Origin of the sequence: Thermobacillus sp. ZCTH02-B1 (assembly GCF_002159085.1) — a bacterium.
Classification (GTDB): domain Bacteria; phylum Bacillota; class Bacilli; order Paenibacillales; family Paenibacillaceae; genus Thermobacillus.
Map to the genome: position 1 here is coordinate 25,758 of NZ_LZRU01000019.1, position 25,379 is coordinate 51,136.

Consider the following 25,379-nt stretch of genomic DNA (forward strand, 5'->3'; position numbering starts at 1 on the left):
CTGGCAGCTCCGGAGGACGAAGGCTGGTTCGTCGGCATCGGCGGTGTCCGCGGCTCGCTCGACGACGTGCGCCAGTCTTACCACGAGGCCCAGATCGCGGCCAAGGACCCGATGCTGCCGGTCAAATACCGTTTCTATGAAGACACGCCGGCGCTCGGCTCGACGGGCGGCCAGCCGGACCGGGATTGGGAGAAAAGGTTCGTCGAGGAGATCCGGACGGGCGACTGGGAACGGGTGCAGGCCGATGTCATGGCGTTCATCCGCCGGTGCGAGCAGGAGGGCGTGGAACTTCTGGTCGCGCAGCAGCGGACGCTCGAGCTGCTCTGGCTTGCGGCGCGGATGCTGCGGGAGCTCGGCATCGAAGTCCGGACGCCCGTATTTCCGTCCGCGTCGCAGGATTATCGCCATCTCCAGGCGGAGGCGATCGTGCTGCTCGGCCGCATCCGGCAGGCCTATGCGGAGCATCAGGCGCGGCACGAGCCGGATGCCGTGCACCGGATCCGGAAATACATCATCGAGCACTCGCATGAGGACATTTCGCTCGAGGCGATCAGCCGCATGGCGGGCCTGTCCCCCTTCTACATCAGCAAATTGTTCAAGGAGCAGTTCGGCATCAACTACATCGATTTCCTGACCGAATGCCGGATCGAGAAGGCGAAGAAGCTCATGGCCGACCCGGAGCTCAGCATGAAGGTGATCGCGCTCGAAGTCGGCTACCGCGATCCGAACTACTTCAGCAAGGTGTTCAAGAAGATGTGCAACATCTCGCCGACGGAATACCGGAAGGCGCTGCTCGGCGCGGGAGGACGGGAGGCCGATGATGCCTGAACGGAGCGGGAAATGGAAAGCGGCGGGCCGGCGGCTGCTTCAGGCGGCGGCCGCCGCGCTGGCGGTGTTGGTCCTCTGGGCGTTGGCCGCGCTCGGGAACGGCGGAGGAGGCACGCATTCGCCTGCGCCGCATTCCGGGGAGATTCCGGACGGGAGCCGCAAGGTCGTGCGTCCGGACGACGGCATCATCCGGGTCGGCCTGACGATGGACACGCTGCAGGAGGAGCGCTGGATCAAGGACATGGAGCTGCTCGGACAGGCCGTCGGGGCGCTGGGGGCGGAATACCTTGCCATGACCGCGGACAGCGACGACGCGAAGCAGCTCGAACAGGCGGAGACGCTGATCGCCATGGGCGTCGACGTCCTCGTCATCGTGCCCCACGACGCCGAGGCGATGGCGACGGTCGTGAACAAGGCCCATGCGGCCGGCATCAAGGTGCTCTCCTATGACCGGCTCGTGCGCAACGCGGACGTCGACCTGTACGTTTCGTTCGACAGCGAACGGGTCGGTGAACTGATGGCGGAGTCGATCACGAAGCGGGTTCCGGCCGGCAAATATGTCTATATCGGCGGACCCGAGACGGATTACAACGCCCATCTGGTGAAGAAAGGCGTGTACAACGTGCTGCAGCCGTACATCGACCGGGGCGAAATCACCGTCGTGTTCGACCAGTGGACGCCGGACTGGATGCCCGCCATCGCGCGGGACAACATGCGCATCGCGCTGGAGAAGAACGACGGCCGGATCGACGCCGTGATCGCCGGCAACGACGGCACCGCGGGCGGCGCGATCGAGGCGCTCGCGGATTGGGGGCTCGCGGGAACGGTTCCCGTCGCGGGACAGGACGCCGAACTTGCGGCCGCCCAGCGCATCGTGCAGGGTACCCAGACGATGACCGTCTACAAGCCGATCCGGCAGCTCGCCGAAGTGGCGGCGGAGCTCGCCGTCATGATGGCGAAGGGCGAGACGCCGCGGGCGGACCGCTTCGTGAACAACGGCAAGATCGACGTGCCGAGCGTGCTGCTTACGCCGATCGCCGTCGACGCCTCGAACATCGACGACACGATCATCGCGGACGGGTTCCATTCGAGGGAGGACGTCTACCAATTCGTCGAGCCGTGAACGCCGGGCCGCGAACGTGCAGCCGGCGCTGTCCGGCTTTTTGCTTTTGTTCAAGAAATTGCAGAACATCTCAAAAGAATCCTGGCGATGAAGCGCTTGCAAGCGGAGCCGGGGTGCTACATTGGTGATGCCGGAAAAAAACTTGCGAAAGGGGTTCTACCAATGCGCACAGGGTTCCGTATCACCGCCATCGCCCTTGTCGTTGCGCTGTTCGGCGCGCTGCTCGCGGCCTGCGGAGGCGGCGGCAACAAGGTGGACATCGGCATCGTCCTCCCGACGAAGGACGAACAGCGCTGGGTGCAGGACGAGCAACGGTTCAAGGAGGCGCTGGCGGACACGAAGTACAAGGTCGAGATTCTGTTCAGCCAGGGGTCTTCCGCGAAGGAGAAGGAGAACGTCGAGACGCTCATCAACCGGGGCATCAAGGTGCTCATCATCTGTCCTCCGGACGGCGACGCCGCCGCGGCTTCCGCGGAACTGGCGAAGAAGGAAGGCATCACGGTCATCGCCTACGACCGGCTGATCACGAACACGGACGCCGTCGACTACTACGTCACGTTCGACAGCGTGGCGGTCGGCGCGGCGCAGGCGCAATACCTGGTTGACCACATGAAGGGAGGCGGCCAGCCGGTCTACCTGTACGCGGGCGCGGCCTCCGACAACAACTCGTTCCTGTTCTTCGAAGGCGCCTGGAAGGTGCTGCAGCCGTACTTTGCGGACGGCACGCTGCGGATCGCGAACTCGAGCGAAGCCGAAGCGCTGAAGGACAAGGCCGAGCTCACGCGCGAAGAGATGAGCCGCATCATCGGCCAGGTCACGACGAACTGGGATCCGAACGAGGCGAAGAACAAGGCGCAGACGCACCTGACGGCTGCTTCGGACGACCTGAAGGGCGACGTGCTCATCCTCGGTCCGAACGACCATACGGCGCGCGCCATCGCGGACGTGTTCTCCACCGACTCGGCGATTACGAGCTACGTCGTGACGGGTCAGGACGCCGACAAGGCTTCCGTCGAGTACATCCTCGACGGCAAGCAGTCGATGACGGTGTTCAAGGACGTCCGCCAGCTCGTCAAGGACGCGATGAGTCTGGCCGTCGACATCCTCGAAAAGCGCACGCCGAACGCCACCGGTTCCTACTTCAACGGCAAGATCGACGTCAAGGCGATCCAGACGGACGTCATCTCCGTCGATCAGTCGAACATCAAGAAGGAACTGTTCGACTCCGGCTATTACGACGAGAGCGAATTCGTGAAATCGTGATCCGGCGGTTCATGCGGGGGAAGACGGATCCGCCAAGGTCCGGCTTCCCCGGCCGTCGGGCGGAGCCGCGGCTCGGCCGTCGCGTGGCGGCGGCGTCGGCGGGGCATCGGGCAAGCCTGCAACAGGCGCCCTCCATGTTGCAAACGCGCCGAAAATACCCGCAACGCGGCATCCGCCCAGCAGCCGCAGCATCGGGTCATCGGGATTGCGTCGGGCTGCCCGCAAGTCCATCGCGCGGCTTGCGGGCCGGCCCGTGTCATTACCGCATCCGCATGAAGGAGAACGGGCCATGGACGACTACATTCTGGAGATGCGGAACATCTCCAAGACGTTCCCGGGCGTCAAGGCGCTCACGAACGTCAGCTTCAAGGTGAAGCGCGGAGAGATCCACGCCCTCGTCGGCGAGAACGGAGCGGGCAAGTCGACGCTGATGAAGGTGTTGAGCGGCGTCTACCCGTACGGCACGTACGAGGGGGAGATCGTCTTCGATGGCCGGGAGCAGCGGTTCGGGTCGATCAGCGACAGCGTCGCGGCCGGCATCGTCATCATCTATCAGGAGCTGGCGCTGTTCCCGGATCTGTCCGTCTACGAGAACATCTACGTCGGCAACGAGGTGCAGCGTAACGGGCTGATCAACTGGAACGAGACGATCGTCCGGGCGCAGGACATGCTCCGGAAGGTGAAACTGGACGTCAATCCGTCCACGCTGATCAAGGATCTCGGGGTCGGCAAGCAGCAGCTCGTCGAAATCGCAAAGGCGCTGAGCAAGAACGTGAAGCTGCTCATTCTGGACGAGCCGACCGCCGCGCTCAACGAGAATGACAGCGAGAACCTGCTCAACCTCCTGCGCGATCTGAAGCAGCAGGGCATCACCTGCATCCTGATTTCCCACAAGCTGAAGGAAGTGATCGCGATCGCGGACAAGGCCACCGTGCTCCGCGACGGACAGACGATCTGCACGCTGGATGCGGCCAAGGGGGAAATCACGGAGAACAACCTGATCAAAAACATGGTCGGCCGTGAAATCGAAGACATCTATCCGAAGCGCACCAACAAATCGTTCGGCGAAACCGTCTTCGAACTTCACAACTGGACGGCGTACGACCCGCAGTTGGGCCGGAACGTCGCGAACCATGTGAACCTGTACGTGCGGAAGGGCGAGATCGTCGGCATTGCGGGGCTGATGGGCTCGGGACGCACGGAGCTGGCGCTCAGCATTTTCGGCAATCCCAAGGGATACCGGATCCAGGGTGAAATGTTCCTGGACGGCAAGCCGGTCCGCTTCCGGCACCCGAGCGACGCAATTCGCGAAGGCATCGCCTACGTCACCGAGGACCGGAAGGGCAACGGGCTGTTCCTGATCCAGGACATCAAATGGAACATCACGGCGGCGAATCTCCGGAAAGTGGCGTCGGGCGGCTGGATCAACGAGAACGAAGAAATCCGGGTCTCCGATTACTATAAAAATGCGTTGAACGTCAAGGCGCCGTCGGTGGAGCAACTGGTCGGGAACCTGAGCGGCGGCAACCAGCAGAAAGTCTCCCTCGGCAAATGGATGTTCGTCGGGCCCAGGCTGCTCATTCTCGACGAGCCTACACGCGGGATCGACGTGGGCGCGAAGTACGAGATCTACACGATCATGAACGAGCTGATCAGCCAGGGGATGAGCATCATCATGATATCGTCCGAACTCGGCGAAGTGCTCGGGATGAGCGAACGCGTGTATGTCATGGCGGAGGGCAGGATCACCGGCGAGCTCCCGATTGAAGAAGCCGATCAGGAGAAAATCATGCAATACGCAACGCTATAGGAGGAACCTGTATGAGTACGCAAGTGAACGAAAGCCGGACCACCGCCGAGGCGGGCGGGTTCTTCCGCGAGATCCTGTCGCTGCTGAAGGTAAACGTCCGGGAATACGGCATGTACATCGCCCTCTTCGTGATCATGCTCATCTTCTCGATCCTGACGGACGGGCTGTTCATGTCGTCCCGGAACATCAGCAACCTGCTGGACGCCACGGGCTACATCGCGGTGCTCGCCGTCGGCATGACGCTCGTCATCGTCATCCGTCACATCGACCTGTCCGTCGGCTACGCGGCCGGCTTCATGGGGGCGATCGCGGCGATCCTGCTGACGCAGTACGGACTTCCGGTGTACCTGACGATTCCGATCATTCTGCTCATCGGCCTTGCGGCGGGGCTCGTCAACGGCTTCCTCGTCGCTTCGGTCGGCATTCCGGCGTTCGTCGCGACGCTGGCGGGGATGCTCATTTTCCGCGGGGCGCTGCTGCAGGTGACGGAGAAGACCGGCACGATCAACGTGCGGGACGAATATTTCAACGCGATCGGCAACGGCTACATCCCGGCGATCGCGAAGATCGGCGGCCTCAACCTGTCGTCGCTGCTGCTCGGCGCCATCGCGATCGTTCTGTATATTCTCTCCCAGATCCGGAACCGGCGCAACAAGCTGAAATACAACTTCCAGGTCGTCTCCACGGGCATCTTCGTCCTGCAGCTCGTGTTCGTGTCGGCCCTCATCGCCTACATCACGTGGATTCTGGCGGGTTACAACGGCATCTCCTGGACGGTCGTCATCATGCTGCTCGTCGTCATCGTCTACCATTTCCTGACGACGAAGACGGTGCTCGGACGTCACATCTACGCCGTCGGGAGCAACCCGGAAGCCGCGCATTTGAGCGGGATCAACGTGAAGAAGATCACGTACGTCGTGTTCGGTTCGATGGGGATGCTCTCGGCCCTTTCGGGCATTCTGTTCACGTCCCGGCTCCAGTCGGCCTCGCCGACGGCGGGCATGCTGTTCGAGCTGGACGCCATCGCGGCCGCGTATGTCGGCGGCGTGTCGGCGGCCGGCGGCGTCGGCAAGGTGACGGGCTCGATCATCGGCGCCATCGTCATGGCATCGCTCTCGAGCGGCATGAACCTGCTCGGCGTCGGCGTCTCCTACCAGTACATGATCCGCGGCGGCGTGCTCGCGCTCGCGGTCATCTTCGACGTCATGACGCGCAAGAAGCGCGCCTGAATCGAGAATCGGGCCTGTGCCCGTCCGGGCCGGCCGGGGATGTTCCCGGCCGGCCTTTCCGTGTTGCGGCGGGGTGCCGGTCCGGTCGAAACGGAGGCGCGCCGATCGTCGTATCAAGGGTAGATGGTTGCGGATCGGAGGGATCGCCATGCCGGAACCGAAGGAGCGGCGCCGCCGGTTCGGCCGGCTGCTCGAGCTCGACTGGATCGAGGTGATCGGGGAGCTGTTCGGCGGGTTGATTCGTCTGCTGGCGCGCGGCATCCGGTCCTTTTTCGACTGATGCCGGTACGGGTCATGGTCCGTCCAACGGGGACGCGTGTCTGGAGGCGCGGGCGCATCATTCCCGTGCATTGCTCCCAATTTGAAATCATGGTAATATACGGATAACACAAGGAAGGAGCCCGCCATGCCCGAGATCAGGATCGACGTCCTGGACGCCGCCGACGGAGAACCGGGGCGTCTTTGGCAAGCCGGCTTCGGAGTTTGATAGCGGCTCCAACATCGATGTTGGATGGATCGAACGGAGGAGATGTCGCATGTGGTCGTCCATGCCGGCACCGTGGCAGGCCTGCTTCGAAGAAGCCTGGGAGGCCTATTGCAGCGGCTCGATTCCGATCGGCGCGGCGATTGCGGACCGGCATGGCACGGTGATCAGCCGGGGAAGGAACCGGATGCACGAGGCGGAGGCGCCGCCGGACCAGATCTGCGGAACCCGGCTGGCCCATGCCGAGATCAACGCGCTGCTGCAGATCCGGACGGCGGACTCGGGCGAGCTCAAGGACCTGATCATCTACACGACGACCGAACCGTGCGTGCTCTGTTTCGGCGCGATCGCCATGAGCGGCATCCGGACCGTCCGGTACGCCGAATGCGATTTGAACCGTTCGGGCAACGCCTTCATCCGGGATCGGAATCTCGACGTCCGGCAGGCGGAACATCGGCTCGGCGAGATTCAGCGCGTTCCGAGAACGGATTACGTGCTGCGGACGATGGATGCCGCCAGGGCCGAACGGTTTCTGGACCGGGAAGGCGGGGATTACCCGCAGGCGGTGGAACTGGGCCGGAGATGGCACGCGTCGGGCCGGCTGGCGGAAGCGGCGCGCAGGCGCGTGCCGATCGCGGCGGTGGTGGATGAAATCGCGGCGGAACTCGATCGGATGCAGCGGGCGTTTTTTACCGGCAAAGGGGAGAGGGGCATGGACGAGCTTCGGATCGTGAAAGCGACGGACGGGGATGTCGAACGGCTCGCGCGGATGAACCAAGAGCTGATCGAAGACGAGCAGCATGAAAATCCGATGAATGTCGAACAGCTCGCGGAGCGAATGAGAGGGTTCCTGAACACCACCTACAGCGCTTGGCTGTTCACGGCCGGCGGTGACGTCAAGGGTACGCGCTGGTCGACCATGCGCGCCAGCCGCTGTATCTGCGGCACTTCTTCATCTGCCGGCATTGCCGGCGTGAAGGCTGGGGACGCAAGGCGTTCCACCTGCTGCTCCGGGAGCTCGGGACGGACGTGATCGACATCGACGTGCTGGTCCGGAACACGCGGGGGCGCCGGTTCTGGGAGGCGCTCGGCTTCGGCGAGCGGAGCATCCGGATGCGCTATGAAGCGGGCCGCTCCTGATCCGGAACTTCTCGGCCGCATCGCCGGAAGCCGCCCCGTCGTCGAGGTGCGGGCCCTGGACCCCGGCTACCCGGACCACGGCAGCGACGTCTGGCTCGTCCGGACGGAAGCGCAGGAGTTGATCGTCCGCTCGTCCCGGCTGCGGGAGGAACCGGATCGCGAATTCTGGTGGGGGCTCAAGGCGCTGTTCGGCGTCGATCCCCGGAACATGGACCATGTCGAAGCCGCGTTGAAGCTCCTCTCCGGCATTCCGGACATCCCGGTTCCCCGGGTGCTGGCGCGGGAGAGGGTGAACGGCCGAGAGTACCTCGCGGTCGAGCGGATGCGGGGAGCCATGCTGCCATCGTTCATCGGCCAGCCGGATGAGCTGCTCCGGAGCTTCGGCGCCTGGCTCGCCCGGGTGCACAGGCTTGAAACTGATGTGTTCGGCAATCCGGCGGGGACAAGGCGCGAGGCGAAGGAGCATTTCCACGGGCGGCTGGCGGAAATCGTGCGCGTCATGGTCGGGCGCGAACATCCGGACGATCCGGAGATGCGCGAATGGCTGGACGTCGCGCTGGACGAGCTGAGCCGGCTGCCGGCGCCGGAGGCGTGCTGTCCGGTCCTCGTCGATCTCGGGCCGGGACAGTTTCTTGCGGAGGACGGGAGAATCACGGCCCTCGTCGACGTGGAGGCGTATGTGCTGGCGCCGCGCGAGCTGGATTTCGTCAATCTGGAGTACGAGCTGGACGCGCGGGCGGCGGAGGCGTTTCTTGAAGGGTACTCATCCGTCCTCGACGTGCCCGACCTGTCCCGGTGCCGGACCGCATACCGGCTGTTCTGCCGGCTGATGGGCGTCAAGGGTTCGGTGGACATCCGCAAGTGGATGGCGCATCCGTGGCTGTTCTGAAAGCCTGGTACAGACCGGTGCAAATTCGAAGCCTGCCATGGAAGAGGGGCTCGCCGCGAACCGGACTCCGGAGACCGGGATGCCGGAACGCGGAGCCCCTCTTTTGTCGCGGTCCGATCATTCGGACTTCGGGTCATGAACCGGGTTGCCGCAACATTCGCATGTTACGGACGAGAACGGCGGAACCGGCACCGGAGCGCCGCAACCGGGGCATTTTGTCGCCGCTTGCGGCGGCGATGGAGCAGATCCCCGGGCCGTTCCTTTCACGGCGATATTCCGCGGGACCCGGAACCTTTGGGTGAAAAAGGATTTGGTGCGCGCGCGTCGAACAGGGTTTGGAAATCTGCATTGAAAGTTCCGCCATTTCCCGGGTAATGGGGCCCCTGTGGCTGTGGCGGTTGGTTTTCTTTCTCCAGGCGGATGATGCGTGCTGCTCGGAAGGTTTGGAACGATTGAAACGAAAAAACGGAGTTGTGTTCCCATGAAAAAAGCGAAGGTACGGATGCTCATGGCAAGTGTATGGATCGGTCTGGCCGTTTTGATCGCGCTGTTCATGTGGGGCGTTTTTGAAATGTACGCATCCATAAGCGAGACGGTATCGTTCGACAGGGAAATCACCGCGGCAAAGGCCGCGTTGGCCGGCCTGTTCGTCGTCTATGCGGCGCTGCTCGCGCGGTTCAGGATCAAAGGGGCCGGTCCGCGCGACCTTTTTCTCAATGTTGCGGTATGCATCGGGGTTCCCGGCTGATCATTGCGCTGTATATGTTCTATCTTGGGTTGACGGGATCGTTGGCGTTGTGGTGAGCATGCAGCGGAACGCGGCGGTTTCCATTTGGGGAGGAACGAAACATGATCCGCTATGATGACCGGTCGACCCCGGCCGTGAAAGATTATCTGGCGCTTGTGGAAAGCACGGGATGGCCGGGGATCGTCGAGAAAGGGGCGCGCAAGATAGCCGAGGCCTTGTCCAACAGCTGGTATCTGGTATGCGCCTATGAAGGCGACCGATTGGTCGGCTCCGGCAGGATCGTATCCGACGGAGCGCATCAGGCGCTGATCTGCGATCTGATCGTGTTGCCGGAGTACCAGGGAAGGGGAATCGGGAGCGAGATTTTACAAGGCTGCTGAAGCAGTGCCGCGAGCGCGACATCACGATGGTGTCGCTGTTCGCGGCGCAGGGCAAGAGCGGTTACTACACGCGATTCGGCTTCGAGGAACGACCGCATGACGCGCCCGGGATGCGATGGGTGAAGCGGGACGGGATTCAGGGCGAACGGCTTTCCGGGATGGGGAAAAATCGGCGGTAGCCGTGCGGGAGCGAAAGAAGCGCAACGGTCAGACGACCCATTGCGCTTCTTTGCCTTGCCCATCGGTGCAGGTGATGATCGAGCGATAGGTGTCCAGATCCACGTGAAGGGCGCATCGTATGGCGTCCTTCTCCCATTCAAGCCGGATTTTGCTGTCCTCCGACTCGCAGACCCGGAACGAACCCTGAAACGCCTCGTGTTCATTGCGGAAACGGATCAGTTTTAGGAGCCGCTGCACAACAGGGCGCCGCACCGCCTGCTCGATCTCTTCGAGGGTGTAATTGTGCCGGTTGATTTCGCGGCCGTCTCCGGTGGCTTCCGCCCTCGCCGGATCGTTCTCCCCGGCCAGAAGCCCGACGTAATAGATTTGCGGGATGCCGGGCACAAAAAGCTGGATGGCGCGGGCGGCCAGATAGGCGTCGTCGTTCCGTCCGAGGGCGTCGTAATAGGTGCAGCGGATCTGATGGACATCGAACCCGTCCGGAGACTTGTGCCGGTCGGAGATCACGTAGCTGAGATTGGCGCCGCGTGCAAGGCACAGATCGACGACCCGCCGCGCTTGCGCGGTATCGACCAGATCGTCCAGATCCGGTTTGACCGGGATGCCGTCATGGCAGTCCAGCATCGTGAACTGATTGGCCGGCCGGGTGCGCAGGTAGCGAAGCAGCATGGCGGAAGACCGGTTGACCAGCGCGTCGAGCACCATGAAGGGCAGGATGAAATCGTAGATCCAGAAGCCCCGCTCCGCCAGTTTGTACTGGATCGAATAGTGGGCGTGCACTTCAGGCAGCAACGCGATGTCATGTTCCTTCGCCTGATCGGCAACCCAGTCGAGAAATTCGTAAATGTCCGGCTCGACAAAAAAGCAGCTCGTCCCCGGTTTCTTGATGACGTAACCCACCGCGTCGAGGCGCACCATATTCACACGGTTGGCCTTGAAACGTTGGAAAATGCCGGACAGATAGTGCCGGGCAAGCGGCGACCTCACGTCCAGATCGATCTGTTCCGAAGGATCCGTCTTTCCAAAGGTCGTCCAAACGAGTTCTTCCCGTCCGTCCCCGACCGTGAAGGCGGAGTAGGGGAGTTTCCGGCGCAGGAACATTTTGTCGATGTCGGCCTGTACGGGCCGCCCGTCCGGCCAGATTTTGTCAAGGGTCAGGAACATGTCGGCATAAGGCGAGCTGCGGCCTTGCTTGAGGAAATCCATAAACTGCGGCGAACGGCGGGAGATATGATTTACCATGACGTCCAGCATGACACCGTATTCTTCGCCGAGTTGCGCGATGTCTTCCCATGTGCCGAACGCGGGATCAATCATGCCATAGTCCAACGGGGCAAACCCGCGGTCTCCCGAGGAAGGAAAGGGCGGGAGAATGTGGATGCCACCGAGGAACAAGCCGGGAAAATGGCGGCGGAGAACCTCCCTCAGGGCGGCGAGATTGCCGCCGAGGGAATCGGGATACGTAATCAGCTGAACGCGATTCTCAAGCTTCATGATGGATTCTCACCACCGGACGGAAACCGTGTCAACCGGTACTCCTCGGGGAATCGGCTGACGGGTCCGAGATGTCTCAATTTGTACGCGCTCACTTCCATGCCGAGTTTCACCGATTCTTTCAGGACAAGTCCCTTCACGAGACCGGCGTAGAACCCGGCCCAGAAGGCGTCGCCGGCCCCGGTCGCATCGACCACTTCCGTCGGAATGCTGTCCATCCTGAGCGTCTCATTGCCGTTGGACACCAGAATGCCCTCCGCTCCGAGCGTCAGGATGACCAGTTTCGCGCCGAGGGCGAGAAAGCGGGACAGGTGGTTGTCCGGCGTGTCGGCTCCGAACAGTCTGTCCGCGTCGTCCTTCGACGGCTTGATCACATCCACCCGGCCGATGACGGATTTCACGTAGGCCGCTCCGTCCTCACCCTTGCTCCAGATGGACGGATGGTAATTGGGGTCGAATCCGACCAGCGCGCCCTCCGATTTCGCCAGTTCAATCGCGCGCTCGACGGTGGATCGTGCCGGCTCCCGCGAGATCGGCCAGCACGAAAAGTGGACGATCCGGGATTGCCTCACCGCCCTCGCCAGGCCGGGCGTAAAGTCCAGCCGGAAATCCGCGCCCCGGTAAAAGATCGGTTGGGGGGTGGTTCGGCTCTTGGTGATCACCACCATGCTGGTGGACTCGTCTGCCAGCTGGATCTGATCCGTCGGAATTCCTTCCTTCTCCAGCTGCTGAAGCAGATAGGTGCCGAATCCGTCCCGGCCCACGGCCGAAGCGACCAGCGAACGAAGGCCCAGTTTTTTAGTGTTCAAGGCCAGGTTTGCGGCCGAACCGCCGAAAAAGCGGGTAAACGTGCTGCAATTCACCGCGTCGTCGTACGTTTCGGAAATCATGTCGATCAAAAGCTCGCCCACGGTCAGGATGTCGTAGGGCTTCTCTGCCAGCGTGACATGATGGTCAAGTTCGAACAACCGTTTCCCTCCGCTCCTTGTTGGTCATCAGTTGAACAGTGCAGGGCACTCAAAGGGCAGTCAAACGGTTCTCACGCGTCGATGAAGGTCACGGGCAAGCCGCCGGATGTGTCAAACGGTTGATATAAGAACCGGTTGACAGATGCGGCGGCGGAAAGGGAGGGTGTCCCTTCCTCCATGCAAGAACGTCAGGTGGTTTCCTTCTCCACCAATTTGACGGGCAGAATGTTTTCCCTCTGCACTTCTTTGCCGTTGATCTGGTCGATCAGCAATTGGACCGAGGTCTTGGCGATTTCCTTGATCGGCTGCTGGATCGTGGACAAACCGGGCGTAATGTACCTGCCCAGTTTGATGCCGTCAAAGCCGATCACCTTGACATCTTTCGGCACCTCTTTGCCGAGCTTCCGGCATTCCTTCAACACTTGCGCGGCGATGACATCGCTGCTGGCAAATACGCCGTCGATGTCCGGGTGCTGACGGAACAGATCCTCGACGATCTTCTCGTATTCATCGTACTTGAAACCGTTCAGGTCCGTCTCGACCACGACATGGGGAATGTTCGCCTTGGTCACCGTATCCAGGAATCCGTCGTATCTGGATTTGGCGAGCAGATGCAGCTTCAGGTTGCCGCTGATGTGGGCGATTTTCCGGCAGCCCTTGCGGATCAGCAATTTGGTGGCGAGCACCCCGCCCTTGTAGTGGTCGGCCGATACATACGGAATCGATTCCGACAGCTGGCGGTCCAATGTCACGAGCGGCAGATTGATCGTGGTAAATTCCTCGGTGTCGAGCGTGTGGCTGCCCATGATGATGCCGTCGACCTGGCTGGCCCTCAGCATGCTGATGTAGTCCAGCTCTTTCTTGTTGTCGAGCTGGGAGTTGCAGAGCAAAACCTTGTAGCGGTTCTTGTAGGCGTATTCCTCGACGTACCGCGCAAATTCGCCGAAAAACGGATGGGAGATATCCGGAATGATCAGCCCGATAATAAAGCTTTTCTTGCGGAACAGGGAACGCGCGAGTTCGTTCGGCTGATAGTTCAGCTCTTTCATGGCCTCGTAAACCCGCCGCTTCAGGTCCTCGCTTAAATATCCCCGGTTGTTGAGGACTCGCGATACCGTCGTGACCGAAACGCCGACCTTCTCCGCCACGTCTTTGATGGTCGCCATGCCGTTTCCTCCGAAACCTTGTAATGGCCTGTGAAACGCCCGAATTATGCTTAATATTATATCATACCATTTTTCCGACCGGATGTTCGGGAGTGGCGGCGATTCAGCGCTGCAGCGCCCTTTTCAGTGCCTGAACGTATTCGTTTCTCGCCCGGATGCTGATCTCCGCGTCGGGCACCGCGACTTCGAAAGCATGGTAACCGCCGGGATACAGATGAAACTCGACATCCACGCCGGCTTGTGCCAGACGGGCCACGTATTCGAGCGTTTCATCACGGAACGGATCCAGCTGTCCGACGCACGTGTAGGTTGGCGGGAGCCCGGACAGGTCGGTCGCGCGGATCGGAGCGGCGTAAGGCGAGACCTCTTCCGTCCGTCCGCCCAGATACATGTCCCAGGCCGCAACGTTGTTGTATTCGTTCCATACGGCAGGATGCATGATCTCGTGGCTGGACGGCGTAATGTTGCGGTCGTCGATCATCGGATAGAGCGGCATCTGGAAGCAGATGGACGGACCGCCCCTGTCTCGCGCGAGCAGGGAGAGGGCCGCCGTGAGTCCTCCGCCCGCGCTCGGGCCCGCCACGGCGACCCGCTTCGGGTCAAGGCCGAGCGATTCCGCCGATCGGTGAATCCAGACCAGCGTCGCATAGCAATCTTCCAGACCGGCGGGGAAGGGATGCTCGGGAGCCAGTCGATAATCCGGCGAAAACACGACGCATCCCACGGCTTCGGCGAAGGCCAGGCACAGGTTGTCGTCGTATCCGGGGTGCCCCATCACATATCCGCCGCCGTGAATCCAGAGCAGGGCCGGCGCCGCGGCGGGATCCCGGTCTGACGGTTCATATACGCGGAGCATCATCTCGCGTCCGTCCGCGCCGGGAATCGTCATGTCCCGGATCGAAACCCGGTCCGACGGGTTGCGCGGAGGCTGCGGAATCTGCCTCGCCTTCTCCAAATCTCCAGGCAGCACGAACGGGGTCATATGCTGCAGGGCGCTTCGCAATTCGGGATGAACCCGGCGCAGAAAATCGTTCATGGCTTGTGCCTCCATCCGGTTTCAACCGGTTTATTTCAAAGCCCCCTCCGTGATTCCCCTGATGACGTAATCCTGCAGGATCAGGTAGAGAATCAGGACCGGAATGATGGTCATGACGAGTCCGGCCATCAGGGGGCCATAGTCGACGGAATAGGAAGAGAAAAACGCGTACGTGGACAGCGGCAGCGTCCGGTTCGACGGCGACAACAGCACGAGGCTCGGCAGCAGGTAGTCGTTCCAAATCCACAGCACGTCAAGCACGATCAGCGTGACCACGACCGGTTTGAGCAGGGGAAAGACGATCTGGAAGAACGTCCTGAGTCGGGAACAGCCGTCCAGGAACGAAGATTCCTCCAGCTCGTAGGAAATCCCCTTGATGAAGCCGTGAAACGTGAAGACGCCCAGCGGCACGCCGAAGCCCATGTACATGAAGATCAGCATGGCCTTCGAGTCCAGCAGTCCGAGGTTGCCGTACAGCATGACCAGCGGGATCATGATGACCTGGAATGGAACGGTCATGGCCGCCAGCATGATGAAGAACAGGATCTTGTTCACTTTCCAGTCGAAGCGGACGAACAGGTAGCCCGTCATGGATGAAAACAGGATGATGACGAATACGCCGAACACCGTGATCAGGAGCGTATTGATGAACCCTTGCATGAAGTTCATTTTGTGAAACGCGTCGATATAGTTGGCGAAACTGAACGTGTCCGGCAACGCGATCGGATTTTCGACGAAATATTGGGTTTTCTTGAACGAGTTCAGGATGACGATCAGAAAAGGTGACAGGAACACGACCAGTCCCGCGTAAATCAGGACATGCTTCAGGAAACGGCCCGCACGCCGCGCCGACATTACGATTCCACCTCCAGCTTCTTCAGCAGATAGGACTGGGTCAGCGCAACGGCCGCCACAATGACGAAAAGCACGATTGCTTCTGCCTGGCCGACTCCGTACTGGTTGGACAGGAAAGCCTTCTGCACGATGTGGTAGGTGGCCAACTCGGTCGAGTTGAACGGCCCGCCCTTCGTCAGGCTGAGGTTCAAATCATACGTCAGGAACGAACGGGACACGGACAGGAAGACGCAGACGACGACGGCCGGTATGGAAAGCCGCAGCACGACTTTCCGGAGGATGGTAAAGTTTCCGGCGCCGTCCATTTTGGCTGCTTCGATCACGTCTTTCGGGACGCCGGTGATGCCGGCAATGTAGATGATCATCAGATAGCCGGCCAGCTGCCATGACGTGGCGATGACCAACGCCCAGAACGCCTTGTCCGTATCGGTCAGCCAGGACGTCTCGAAGAGCGGCCAGCCGTATTTCTGTCCGAGGAACGGCATGACGCGGGAGAACAGGCTTTGCCACAGATAGCCGAGAACAATGCCGCCAATCAGGTTGGGCGTGAAATAGCCGGTCCTGATCCAGCGCTCCCCTTTGATGCCGGTGGTCAGCGCCAGGGCGATCAGGAAGGCCAACACATTGGAGAAGATCACCGTGAAAAAGACGTACCGGATCGTGAACCAAAGCTGCGTCAGAAATGATTTGTCCCTGAACACTTCCACATAGTTGACAAATCCGACAAACGAACCGTCATTGTTCACGACGTCCCATTTGGTGAAGGTCAGGTACAGCCCGACGACAAACGGGATCAGGAAGACGAGCGTGAACGCGATCAGGGAAGGACCGCCGAAAAGAAAAAAAAGTCCCGCATTCCTCAACGCTTGGTTTTTCTTCATAATTACCGCACCTTTAATTTGCGATATGATGTCGGGAAGAAGATGGGCGCAAGACCCTGTGCCTTACGCCCATTGTTCAACTTCCTGCAGCGATGCGCTTCAATCAACATTCTGCCAGTACTTCTCGATTTCCTCAAAGAGTCCCGCACGGTCAATTTTGTCGACCAGGTATTTCTGCATCGAAGCGCCATTATTGGCCCAGTAATCTGCCGGGAAATAGTTGATAATCGAGATGTCGATGGTCTCGCCTCTGCTGACGTATTCGGCTACGGCTTTGGCGATGACGTTGCTGCTTTCGGCCTTGACATCCTTGTAAGGCATGACCAGTCCCATTTTCTCCACGATGGCCTTCTGGCCTTCCTCGCTGGTGAGCATCCATTCGATGAATTCCAGAGCCGCCTGCTGTTCTTCCGGCGTCGCGGCGCTGTTGTCAATGGCGAACAGCTTGGGCTCGCTGTAGGGAATCTGCCCGTTGCCGTAGTCGTCCGGATTGTTGCTGATCGGAATGGGTAGGACGCCGAAGTCGTTGTCCCGGTCCTCCAGGGAACCGATGACCGCCCAGGTCCAGTCGCCCATGAAGTAGAATGCGGCTTTGCCTCTCGCGAAATCCGCACTGTCCAGTTCATAGTTCGCCACGAGCGGATCGTTCTTGCGGGCGTTATACTTCTTGAGCAGATCGAACGTATCCATCAGACCGTTGAATACCGCGTTGTCGGCAAGTTTGACCTTGCCTGCCTTGAGATCTTCCCAGAATTGGAATCGTTCCTCGGCGTTCCGCGATTGCAGGGAGAAACCGAGTGCGAAGTAGTGGGCGCCCAGCGACCAGTCCGCGCCGTGAATTATGACCGGAGGAATGCCTGCCGCGTCAACCTTCTCAAGCAGTGCCGCCAGATCGTCCCGCGTGCGGATGGTCGACGGATCGAACGGACCGCCGATCGCTTCCTCGACGACCCGGGTGTTGTACAGCAGACCGTACCCCTGGGCGCTCCACGGAATGCCCAGGAACTTGCCGTCTAACACGCCGCCTTCCACCGCGCCGGGCAGCGTCAGTTCTTCGTATTTCGCCCGCACGCTCTCCAGATCGAGGAACTTGTCCTTGTAGAGAAGAATGTGGCCAGCGTCCAGATTCGAGATGGTCGGGGGATTGCCCGAGGCCAGACGGGATTGGAAGATTTCGATCTGGGCGCCGCCGATCGGTGTTGGAATCAGTTCCACCGTCACATTCGGATTGATTTCGTGATACTTGGCGAACAGCTCTTCGAAGACCGTGTTGACTTCGGCCGACGTGTTGAAGAACGTGATCTTGATTTCTTTTCCGGAACCGGCGGCCGATCCTGTCGATTCCGACGATGTTCCGGTTGATCCGCCGGCAGAGCCGGAATTCGACGAGCCGGTATTTTCTTTGTTGCCGCCCGAGCATGCCGACAGCAGTCCAACCAGCAGAATCGTACACAGGCTCAAAAATGCGAATGATTTGAAAGCTTTCAAAGGCTCCGCCCCCTGTGTGTGGTTGTTTTAGTTTGAATGCGCATTCAATTCATACCCGTATGATAACCGGTTGTCATATGGATGTCAACCAGTTGACATATTCATTTTTTGCTCGATTTTTATCTTAATTTGTCGTTGGATAGGGGGCGAAGTGTCTGTGGGAAAATGGTTATATGAAACAGCGAACAATGGAGGGGGCCGGCATTTCTCATTTTGAAGCAGCCCGCTTCATCAATCGGCGCGATCGCAGCGGTCGAAAACGGGGGCGTCCGTTCATGGCGCGTCGCCCGAACGAAAGTCCCTGATGACGCTCCACTCCCGGATCAATTGCTCCAGGCTTTTCGCGGCGTTGGCGGGTGAAGTGGAGGGCAGGCAGATCGCTTTTCGTCCGATTGTCGGCGCGATCAGCCTGTTGAACAGTTGTTCCGCCTTCCTGCCGTTGACGAAGATCTGTCGGATGTTCGCGGTGCTCAGGATCGGCGTCAGATCATTGGGAACGGCATCCCGGATCGTCTGGTCCGAACTGCCCTCGATTTCGCAGCTTGCGATGACGTCCCACAGGGCGATCCGGTTCCGCAGCAGGAATGCCTTTTTTTCTTCGAACGTCCGGGGAACGTCCTGTTCGAATACGGCCGCCACCACGCGCCAGAAGCGGTTTTGCGGATGGCCGTAAAAGAACTGCGCCTCCCTCGACTTCACCGACGGAAAGCTGCCGAGGATGAGAATCTCGCTGTGCTCGTCGTATATCGGCGGGATGGGGTGGAAGATGGCGGTCAATGGCGATCCCTCCGTGATTCATCATCGCTGCGCGTCGGACAGGACGTCGAAGAAAAACGGCGCCACCGTATCCCGGCTTTCGCCGGTGTCCATCGTTTCGTGGCCGATGCGCGTTCGGCAATGCCGGGCCGGTTCAGATCCAGGCTCCGAAACCCGGGGGCTATGCAATGTACAATTCGTCTCGCTGGCGGCAAATCCTTTGTCCGAACCCGGAATCCCGTTCCCTCCAGGGACTGTACCTGACGGGATTGCGAAGCGGCCTTGGAATATCCGGCGGTCACTGAAAAACGAGCCCCTTCCGGCGGAGCGGATTTCACCGGAAGGGGCTTCTTCATTCAGGATGCCGGAGCGATGCGATCCAATATCCTCAGGATCCGTACAACGGCTTCGGCGCGGGTCGCATGATCGTCCGGATCGAATCGGTTGCCGCTCCTTCCCCTGACGATGCCCGCTTCCGTGGCTGCCGCAACGGCCGGGTAAGCCCATGCCGGAATTTGATCCGCGTTTTTGTAGGGCAGCGAAGGCCTCGTATCCATCCGGTCATCGTATCCCAATACGCGCATCAGCATGACCGTCATTTCGGCGTTGGTGATCCTTTGCAGCGGCCTGAACGTCCCGTCTTCGTATCCCATTACCAAACCGGCGGCAGCCGCTTGCGTGACAAAAGGTTTCGCGTATGCCGGAATGCTCTCGTGATCCCCGAAGATCCGGGCCTGGCCGGACGGAGCCGAGAGCGCGAGCGCTCTGGACAGCATCGTGGCGAATTCCGCGCGCGTGATCGCTTGGTCCGGGCCGAATCTTCCGTCCGGATACCCCTTGATCCAGCCCATTTCCGTCGCCCGCGCGATGCCTCCTTCGGCCCAGTGACCTTTCGTATCCGTGTAGTAAGCGGCATCGGATACACGGATCGTCACGAATGCGCCGGGTTCGACCGTTGTGCTGCCCAACTCGCTGTCCACCAGCTTCGCGCGCGTCAATCGAACGGGGACGTCGCCAGGCCCGATCGCCTTGAACCGCACGTCGGCAAGGCGAACGGGGCCGTTCTCGCCCTTCTGTCTGCCGATCTTGGTGTGCGCGAACATGATGTTCCCGTCCTCGACGATCGGAGGAACCGTGAAGCCGTCCCACGGAGTGGTTGCTTCGAGGAAAGTCAAGGCTTCCGGATCGTAGGACAGACGAAGCTCGTATCCGTAGACATCCCTTGCGTTGGGGCTTTCGATCGTGATCAGGATTTCTTCGCCGACGCGCGCTTGATCGACGGTGCTGCTGATGGAGAAGGAAGGCTTGTCTTCGGCGGATGCCCATGCCGGCAACATGGCAAAGAACAAAAGCATCAACAGCAGAAGCAGCGCTGTTCGGTTCTTCAAACGAATCATCTCCTTGAGATGAGGCATCGGACGCGGCAATCGCCGCGCCGGAACAGACCCGGGGGGATCGACGAGCGCCGCCGATCCCCCTCGGGCCGCATGGGAGCGATCAGGGATTCAGGATAAGCCGTGCCAACGCGACAAGGTCTTCGATGTCGATGACGCCGTCGTTGTTGATGTCGTAATGCTTGACCTGATCCCAATCCGGGCTTTCCGATGTCTTGCCGTAAGCCTTGGCCAACAGCGCCAGGTCGCCGACGCTTACCCGGTTGTCGTCGTTGAAATCTCCCGGTATGACCGGCTTGTAAATCTCGACCGCAATCGCGTCACCGTCGATCTCCGTTTCCACGCCGTCGCCGTCGGCAATCACGACTTGCGCGATCCTGATCTCCGCTGCGCCGGCGGTATTCTTGGCCTTGAAGCGGAGCGTGAAGAGATTCCGGTTCGGATCGTTCGCGCCGTCATTCAAATGAGCGGCCAGAATGCGGATCTTGCCTTCCTGGATGTCCGTGCCCACGATCGCGAACTGGTCGGCGTCCAGGGATGCCGGCTCTCCGGCCAGTTCCAGCTTGTCGGCGTCGTATTCAATCGTGATGTCTTGCGCGTACACGTCCTGTTGCAAGCCTTCAAGACCGTACGTCACGTCGAACGTGTCGCCGAACTGTGCCCTGGCCGGACCCGACAAAACGGCAGCGGGGGCGGAAACGCTCTTTTTTCTGGACTGCGCGAACATCCAGTCGAAGATGTTCTTGTCCGCGAACGCCTCCTGGCTCGGGCCATACCGGTAGACCGTTTTCGATTGGCCCGGCAGGTTGCTGAACACCTGGGCCTCGGTTTCGTGCGGCGTCCAGTCAAAGCCGAAGTACGGGTAGTTGAAGGCCTGGTTCGTCTCCAGAATGTTCACGTTGGCATTTTCAAACAAATCGCTGGCGCCGGGGCCCGTGGAGAAATACTGCATCCAGGAATTGCCGGCTCCGTCATTCTGGTGGACATGGGCCCATATGGCGGTCTTGCCGAGTTTCGGATTCGCGACAAGCTGCTCCTCGGTCGGCAGGGTGCCGCCCGCAAGCGGAACGATCGCCGCGAGGAACTCGGGATAGCGGGTATAGAAACCGATCGTGTACATGCTGCCCATCGAGAATCCGGACATGTAAATCCGGTTCGGATCCACCATGCCCTCGGCGACCAGTCTCTCCACGTATGCGATCAGGGCTTCGTTGTTTTCCCGGCTGTTCACATGGTTCTGCGTGGCGATGATGTGCGCGTTGTACTTGCCGGGGTGCTGCAGTTGGAGCTTGGAAAGCACGGTCGCCCCGTTCGCGGTCTGGACAGGCGCGAAATGGTCACCCGCAGGGCCTCCGCGACCGCCGCCATGGTTGTAGATGAACAGCGGGAGAGGACCGAGCTCCCTCCAGGACTCGTCGATCGAGACCAGGATGTCCATATTGCCCGGGCCGCCCGGATTCGTCTGATCCGGGACGAACTTGTCAAGCGCCGGATTGACCACCGCGGTTTGCACGAATCGCGGCGTGAGGGTCGTGCCGTCCGACAGCCGGATTTCCCGGTTCACGTTGATGCGGTAATTGAGAATCGCCGAGAACGCGTTTTGCAAACCGCCCGAAACCATTGCGCCGGATGCGGGCCCGCTATCGTTCCAGAACTCGAATTCGATGATGATATAGCGTCCGCTTGCGGGCGTATCCGTCACGAGGTCATCGGATCCCGGCGCGGGCGTCACGTAGCCGAGCGGCTTCGGTTCGTCGTTGACATAGACCCGGGTGATTTTGCGCGCGCCTTCAAAGATGACGGTCTCGCCGTCGAGTCTGGTGTTCCTTGCGGATACCGTGAACATGTCGGTGTTCAGATCGGACAGGTTGGCCGTCCTGCCTTCGCCAAGGTCGATGATGACCGCCGTCGTGACGTTGCCGACGGAGAAGATGTCGTTATACACGATGAACGGCAAATCCACCGTATCGGCAACAGGCTTGAAGGTGACGTGGATGGTGATTCCGTCCGTGGTGACGTTCCGGATCGTATAGGTGTTGCCGGAGACTTCCACTTCTTCGCCGTTGACCGTCACCTTGTCCACTTCATACCCGAACGCGGGGGTGAACGTGAAGGTCACGTCCTCGCCGGCTTTCACCCAGACATGGCCGGTCAGGGAAGTCGGGCTGATCGTGCCGTTCGGACCGGTTGTCGCGAGGATGTAATGCTCTTCGCCGACGTCCACGTTCGGTTCGTACAGCCGGATCGGCGGGGACTGCCGCATCAGCTCCAGCAGTTGGGCGGCGGTCGATGCGCTCGCGGCCGGACTCTTCGCGGTGAAGCCGTCTTCCGTGCTCGTCAGGACAAAGTTGAATTGGTTGTCTCCGGTCCAGAAGTACAGGGCCACCGTCCCTTCTTGTTCGTCCAGGACGTGCAGCATGACGCTCTGTTGGTTGCCGTTGACGGAGGCGTTCGTCGTGTTGAGCGGCGCATGCTGCGCGTTGTAGCTGGGCTCCCTTCTCAAGGGCTCCGTGCCTCCGCCCGGGCCGGGGGAGTCGTTGTACAGATGGTAGCCCGGACCTTCGCCGATCCCGTCGGATGCGGGAGCGGTGTTGGCGCCCAGACCGAACTGCCAGATCATGTCGGGCGTCACCTTGGAAGTGATCAAACCGTTTCGGATCGTCACGGGTTTGGAGGCCATGCCGATCTGGGTGTCGCCGGTGACGTCGCCGGGGGTGTTGATGGTCGCCTGGGCGTTGACGAGTGCGCCATGCTCGGATACGATGAGATATTTTTTGCCAATCTTGATGTCGTCGGGATGGACCTGCCTCCACGTTTCGCCCGGCGCCGATTTCACACTGCCCTGGGGAAAAGTGAAGCATGCGGCCAAAACGAAGCAAACCAGGAAGGCCGCCACGGATCTTTTGCCGCGCATGACCCAAAATCCCTCCTTCGAAATGAATGCGCTTACAAACATGCGTGCCATTGTTCCGCAGCTTCGCAGGCCTTTCTGCAACCATGGATGTTTTACATTATCAAACCATGTTTGTCATTCTTGGCAACAAAAAACAGATGGTTTTACAATGTCAAACCATGTTCATCACCTCTCGCACGCTCCATCGTTCGGGTAACTTGAAGCATAGCAGAAGAGGGGTGAAAAGGACGTCGAATCCTGCGCGTCCGGAATGACTATTTTTATCGTCTGAATGTCCTGAAAAAGCGCCTTTCCCCGGCCCGTCGGGCCGAATAAAAGCGCGATTTGCCGAAAAAACAAGGGAAAGGCCTGTACCCTGCGTGTTCTTCCGATGTGCGGTTCGCCATCAAAAACCCGGAAACCGAACCGGTAACGGTCCAATTTCCGGGTCAACCATGAACGGCTTTCGGGTCGAACGGGTTCTTACATCCCTCGGATATGACAGAAAGGCTTCGGAAACTCAACGGCTCTGTTTGGCAATCCACTCGAAGATGGTCTCACCGTTTTCATCTTCGACAAGGTTATTGTAAATATAGTTCCAGGAATCGTGAGCGCCATAGTAATATTCTCCGTCGAAAACGGGACCCTCGGGATACAGTTTCAGCCTGGCGTCCACCCCTGCCGCCTGCAGGTTGGCCAGCGAGGCGGGGAGGCCGGACGCGGCAAAATCGGATGCGTTGCCCACAAGATATACAGGGAAGCCCTTGCTCGCGATGATCTCCGCCTGTGCCGCATTGATGTTGCCCCCGGAGCAGAGGATCGCTGCGGCGAAGTTGATCTGATTTTCGGTGGTGGACGTGATCAGCAGCGTGGTCATGACGGTGCCCATGGAAAGTCCGCCCACATAAATTCTGTCGGGATCCACATGATGTTCGGCCACGACCTGATGAATGAGTGCTTCCATGTCGTTGAGTCGGTTTGCGTTCCATCCGTCGGTCGCGGATTGCGGTGCCAATACATAGGCGCCGTTGAGGGCCTCCTGGAACTCCCTGTCTGCGAAGGAAAGGGCTCTGTTGCCGATGAGATTGCCGCCCGGATTGTCGCCGAAATAGCGTTCTCCCGTGCCATGGAACCAGATGAACAACGGTCTTTTGTTGTTCTCGCTGGCGTTCTCGGGAGTGTACAGCGCGTATTTGCCGCCACCGGGGGCATCCAGGATCTCGAATTTATCGAACAGGGGATCGTGCCTGGTCTCCCGCTGGACATAGGTGGCAGATGCAATTCCCGGAATTTCCTTTTCCTGCGTAATCTCTACCTCTGCGCTCGCATAGGCAATGTAGCTTCCCGCTCCCGTGTACCACGCCGCACGGGTAGCGGGAACGTCGTACCGGTTGGCGCCGCTGGCTCCGCTCGGCTCGGTTCTCGGCTTGTATTCAATGTCGATTTTTACATAGTTGCCCTTGTCCACCCTGTTCCCATAGGCATCGGCGACATAGGCGTCGACAATATTCCATTTCGCCCATCCGTCTCCGAGCGCGTAGCCCGCTTTTTCGGGATCCCAGGCAAAATTCCCGAAATCCCCCTGAACGACGCCGTTATGTTCGGTGACTCTGGCTTTTGCGGAGAAGGTGTCCTTGTCCACGGCGTCGGCGGTCAACGTAACGCCCATATCGATCAGAGCGCCGGAGAAGTAATATCCGGGGTTGATCGCGGTTCTCAAAACGTCGAAGTATATCGGACCGTCGTACAAGGCGGGAACGACGACCGTGGTGTGAAGCTTTTGTTTGTTGACCTTTGTCAAGGTAAACACGACCGTCTGTTCTTCGGTGGTCTGCCGGATCTGGATGCCCAGCTTTCCTTCTCGCTGTTTGTTGTTCACGACCGTGTACGGCGTAACGATGACCTCTCCCTGGTTGCCGGTCCAGGTGACATCGGCTTTATTGTTGCCGTTGCCGTTCCATCTGACCGTGATGTCCCCGACATACCAGCCGTCTACCGCCTCAAAATTCCCTGCCTCAAATTCGTACACGTTATTGCTGACGGGAATATCCAGGGCCATGGCCTGTTGTGCCAAGCCAAGCGTCATGATCAACGCGATGACGACAGTCCAGAATTTCTTCACGATGATCCCCCTCCCACCGCAAGGTTGGGATTTTTCATGTTCAGCTTAGCCGCGGATGCGAACCACAGAATTAACCATCCTTGATACCCGTCACAAACGAGGCATGCCCGCGTCATGAACCACCTCCCTTCACAATGCATGGGGAACCGTATATTTGACATAACCGCATTCATGACATTTGAAACGCTTTCAATCTTTCGCCTTAATAAAGCCTTCAAAAACAAACATGACGCGCAGGGGAAGCCCATCCTG

At 59.9% G+C, this 25,379-nt stretch carries 22 protein-coding genes; 11 read left to right on the forward strand and 11 right to left on the reverse strand.

The features are described from left to right. Positions 1 to 66: 66 nt before the first annotated feature. The 11 genes from A9Z00_RS15800 (at position 67) to A9Z00_RS08540 (ending at position 10,073) form a co-directional block, all read left to right on the forward strand. Positions 67 to 828 carry a helix-turn-helix domain-containing protein gene (locus A9Z00_RS15800; RefSeq protein ID WP_367189355.1) on the forward strand — a complete coding sequence of 254 codons (762 nt, stop codon included), beginning with the start codon at positions 67 to 69 and terminating at the stop codon, positions 826 to 828. Beyond that, the gene (locus A9Z00_RS08495) at positions 821 to 1,951 is read left to right on the forward strand and encodes a sugar ABC transporter substrate-binding protein (RefSeq protein ID WP_296975845.1); all 1,131 of its coding nucleotides are present in this window, start codon (positions 821 to 823) and stop codon (positions 1,949 to 1,951) included. Before A9Z00_RS15800 ends, A9Z00_RS08495 begins: the two co-directional genes overlap by 8 nt. Positions 1,952 to 2,113: 162 nt before the next feature. Next, positions 2,114 to 3,214, forward strand: a complete 1,101-nt coding sequence (locus A9Z00_RS08500) for a sugar ABC transporter substrate-binding protein (protein WP_296975848.1) — start codon at positions 2,114 to 2,116, stop codon at positions 3,212 to 3,214. Between the two features lie 289 nt (positions 3,215 to 3,503). Further along, positions 3,504 to 5,024, forward strand: a complete 1,521-nt coding sequence (locus A9Z00_RS08505; protein ID WP_296975851.1) for an ATP-binding cassette domain-containing protein — start codon at positions 3,504 to 3,506, stop codon at positions 5,022 to 5,024. 110 nt (positions 5,025 to 5,134) lie between these two features. Continuing rightward, positions 5,135 to 6,253, forward strand: a complete 1,119-nt coding sequence (locus tag A9Z00_RS08510; RefSeq protein ID WP_367189389.1) for a sugar ABC transporter permease — start codon at positions 5,135 to 5,137, stop codon at positions 6,251 to 6,253. A gap of 148 nt (positions 6,254 to 6,401) precedes the next feature. Next, complete coding sequence (locus A9Z00_RS08515; protein WP_296975858.1) at positions 6,402 to 6,533, forward strand: hypothetical protein; 132 nt, start codon at positions 6,402 to 6,404, stop codon at positions 6,531 to 6,533. A gap of 256 nt (positions 6,534 to 6,789) precedes the next feature. Beyond that, on the forward strand, positions 6,790 to 7,770 hold the full coding sequence (locus tag A9Z00_RS08520; protein WP_296975861.1) for a nucleoside deaminase: 981 nt from the start codon (positions 6,790 to 6,792) through the stop codon (positions 7,768 to 7,770). A gap of 87 nt (positions 7,771 to 7,857) precedes the next feature. Continuing rightward, positions 7,858 to 8,766 (forward strand): phosphotransferase family protein, encoded by a 909-nt coding sequence (locus A9Z00_RS08525; protein WP_296975864.1) that lies wholly within the window; start codon positions 7,858 to 7,860, stop codon positions 8,764 to 8,766. Between the two features lie 427 nt (positions 8,767 to 9,193). Next, the gene (locus A9Z00_RS08530; RefSeq protein WP_296975866.1) at positions 9,194 to 9,514 is read left to right on the forward strand and encodes a hypothetical protein; all 321 of its coding nucleotides are present in this window, start codon (positions 9,194 to 9,196) and stop codon (positions 9,512 to 9,514) included. Positions 9,515 to 9,615: 101 nt separating this feature from the next. Next, entirely contained in the window at positions 9,616 to 9,894 is a 279-nt protein-coding gene (locus tag A9Z00_RS08535) for a GNAT family N-acetyltransferase (RefSeq protein WP_296975868.1), read from the forward strand. A gap of 26 nt (positions 9,895 to 9,920) precedes the next feature. Continuing rightward, positions 9,921 to 10,073 carry a hypothetical protein gene (locus A9Z00_RS08540; protein WP_296975870.1) on the forward strand — a complete coding sequence of 51 codons (153 nt, stop codon included), beginning with the start codon at positions 9,921 to 9,923 and terminating at the stop codon, positions 10,071 to 10,073. A 28-nt stretch (positions 10,074 to 10,101) separates the two neighbouring features. Here A9Z00_RS08540 and gtfA read toward each other — a convergent pair whose 3' ends face one another. From gtfA to A9Z00_RS08595, 11 genes are all read right to left on the reverse strand, one after another. Continuing rightward, the gene (gtfA, locus tag A9Z00_RS08545) at positions 10,102 to 11,568 is read right to left on the reverse strand and encodes a sucrose phosphorylase (RefSeq protein WP_296975874.1); all 1,467 of its coding nucleotides are present in this window, start codon (positions 11,566 to 11,568) and stop codon (positions 10,102 to 10,104) included. Beyond that, positions 11,565 to 12,536: a carbohydrate kinase family protein gene (locus tag A9Z00_RS08550; protein ID WP_296975877.1), complete on the reverse strand. Its 972-nt coding sequence runs from the start codon at positions 12,534 to 12,536 to the stop codon at positions 11,565 to 11,567. Before A9Z00_RS08550 ends, gtfA begins: the two co-directional genes overlap by 4 nt. A 188-nt stretch (positions 12,537 to 12,724) precedes the next feature. Further along, the gene (locus A9Z00_RS08555; protein ID WP_296975880.1) at positions 12,725 to 13,702 is read right to left on the reverse strand and encodes a LacI family DNA-binding transcriptional regulator; all 978 of its coding nucleotides are present in this window, start codon (positions 13,700 to 13,702) and stop codon (positions 12,725 to 12,727) included. 103 nt (positions 13,703 to 13,805) lie between these two features. Continuing rightward, entirely contained in the window at positions 13,806 to 14,738 is a 933-nt protein-coding gene (locus A9Z00_RS08560) for an alpha/beta hydrolase (protein ID WP_483316286.1), read from the reverse strand. A 30-nt stretch (positions 14,739 to 14,768) separates the two neighbouring features. Next, entirely contained in the window at positions 14,769 to 15,593 is an 825-nt protein-coding gene (locus A9Z00_RS08565) for a carbohydrate ABC transporter permease (RefSeq protein ID WP_296975882.1), read from the reverse strand. Then, positions 15,593 to 16,474, reverse strand: coding sequence for a carbohydrate ABC transporter permease (locus tag A9Z00_RS08570; protein ID WP_296975885.1), 882 nt, complete (start codon positions 16,472 to 16,474; stop codon positions 15,593 to 15,595). The genes A9Z00_RS08565 and A9Z00_RS08570 overlap by 1 nt, the downstream gene beginning before the upstream one ends. A 99-nt stretch (positions 16,475 to 16,573) precedes the next feature. Continuing rightward, complete coding sequence (locus tag A9Z00_RS08575) at positions 16,574 to 17,962, reverse strand: ABC transporter substrate-binding protein (RefSeq protein WP_296975889.1); 1,389 nt, start codon at positions 17,960 to 17,962, stop codon at positions 16,574 to 16,576. 273 nt (positions 17,963 to 18,235) lie between these two features. Beyond that, on the reverse strand, positions 18,236 to 18,739 hold the full coding sequence (locus A9Z00_RS08580) for a DNA-deoxyinosine glycosylase (protein ID WP_296975892.1): 504 nt from the start codon (positions 18,737 to 18,739) through the stop codon (positions 18,236 to 18,238). Positions 18,740 to 19,074: 335 nt separating this feature from the next. Next, on the reverse strand, positions 19,075 to 20,106 hold the full coding sequence (locus A9Z00_RS08585; protein ID WP_296975895.1) for an S-layer homology domain-containing protein: 1,032 nt from the start codon (positions 20,104 to 20,106) through the stop codon (positions 19,075 to 19,077). 109 nt (positions 20,107 to 20,215) lie between these two features. Next, a complete protein-coding gene (locus A9Z00_RS08590; RefSeq protein ID WP_296975897.1) occupies positions 20,216 to 23,026 on the reverse strand; it encodes a cohesin domain-containing protein in 2,811 nt (936 codons plus the stop codon). A gap of 499 nt (positions 23,027 to 23,525) precedes the next feature. Next, positions 23,526 to 25,127, reverse strand: coding sequence for a carboxylesterase family protein (locus A9Z00_RS08595; protein ID WP_296975900.1), 1,602 nt, complete (start codon positions 25,125 to 25,127; stop codon positions 23,526 to 23,528). Between the last annotated feature and the right edge of the window lie 252 nt (positions 25,128 to 25,379).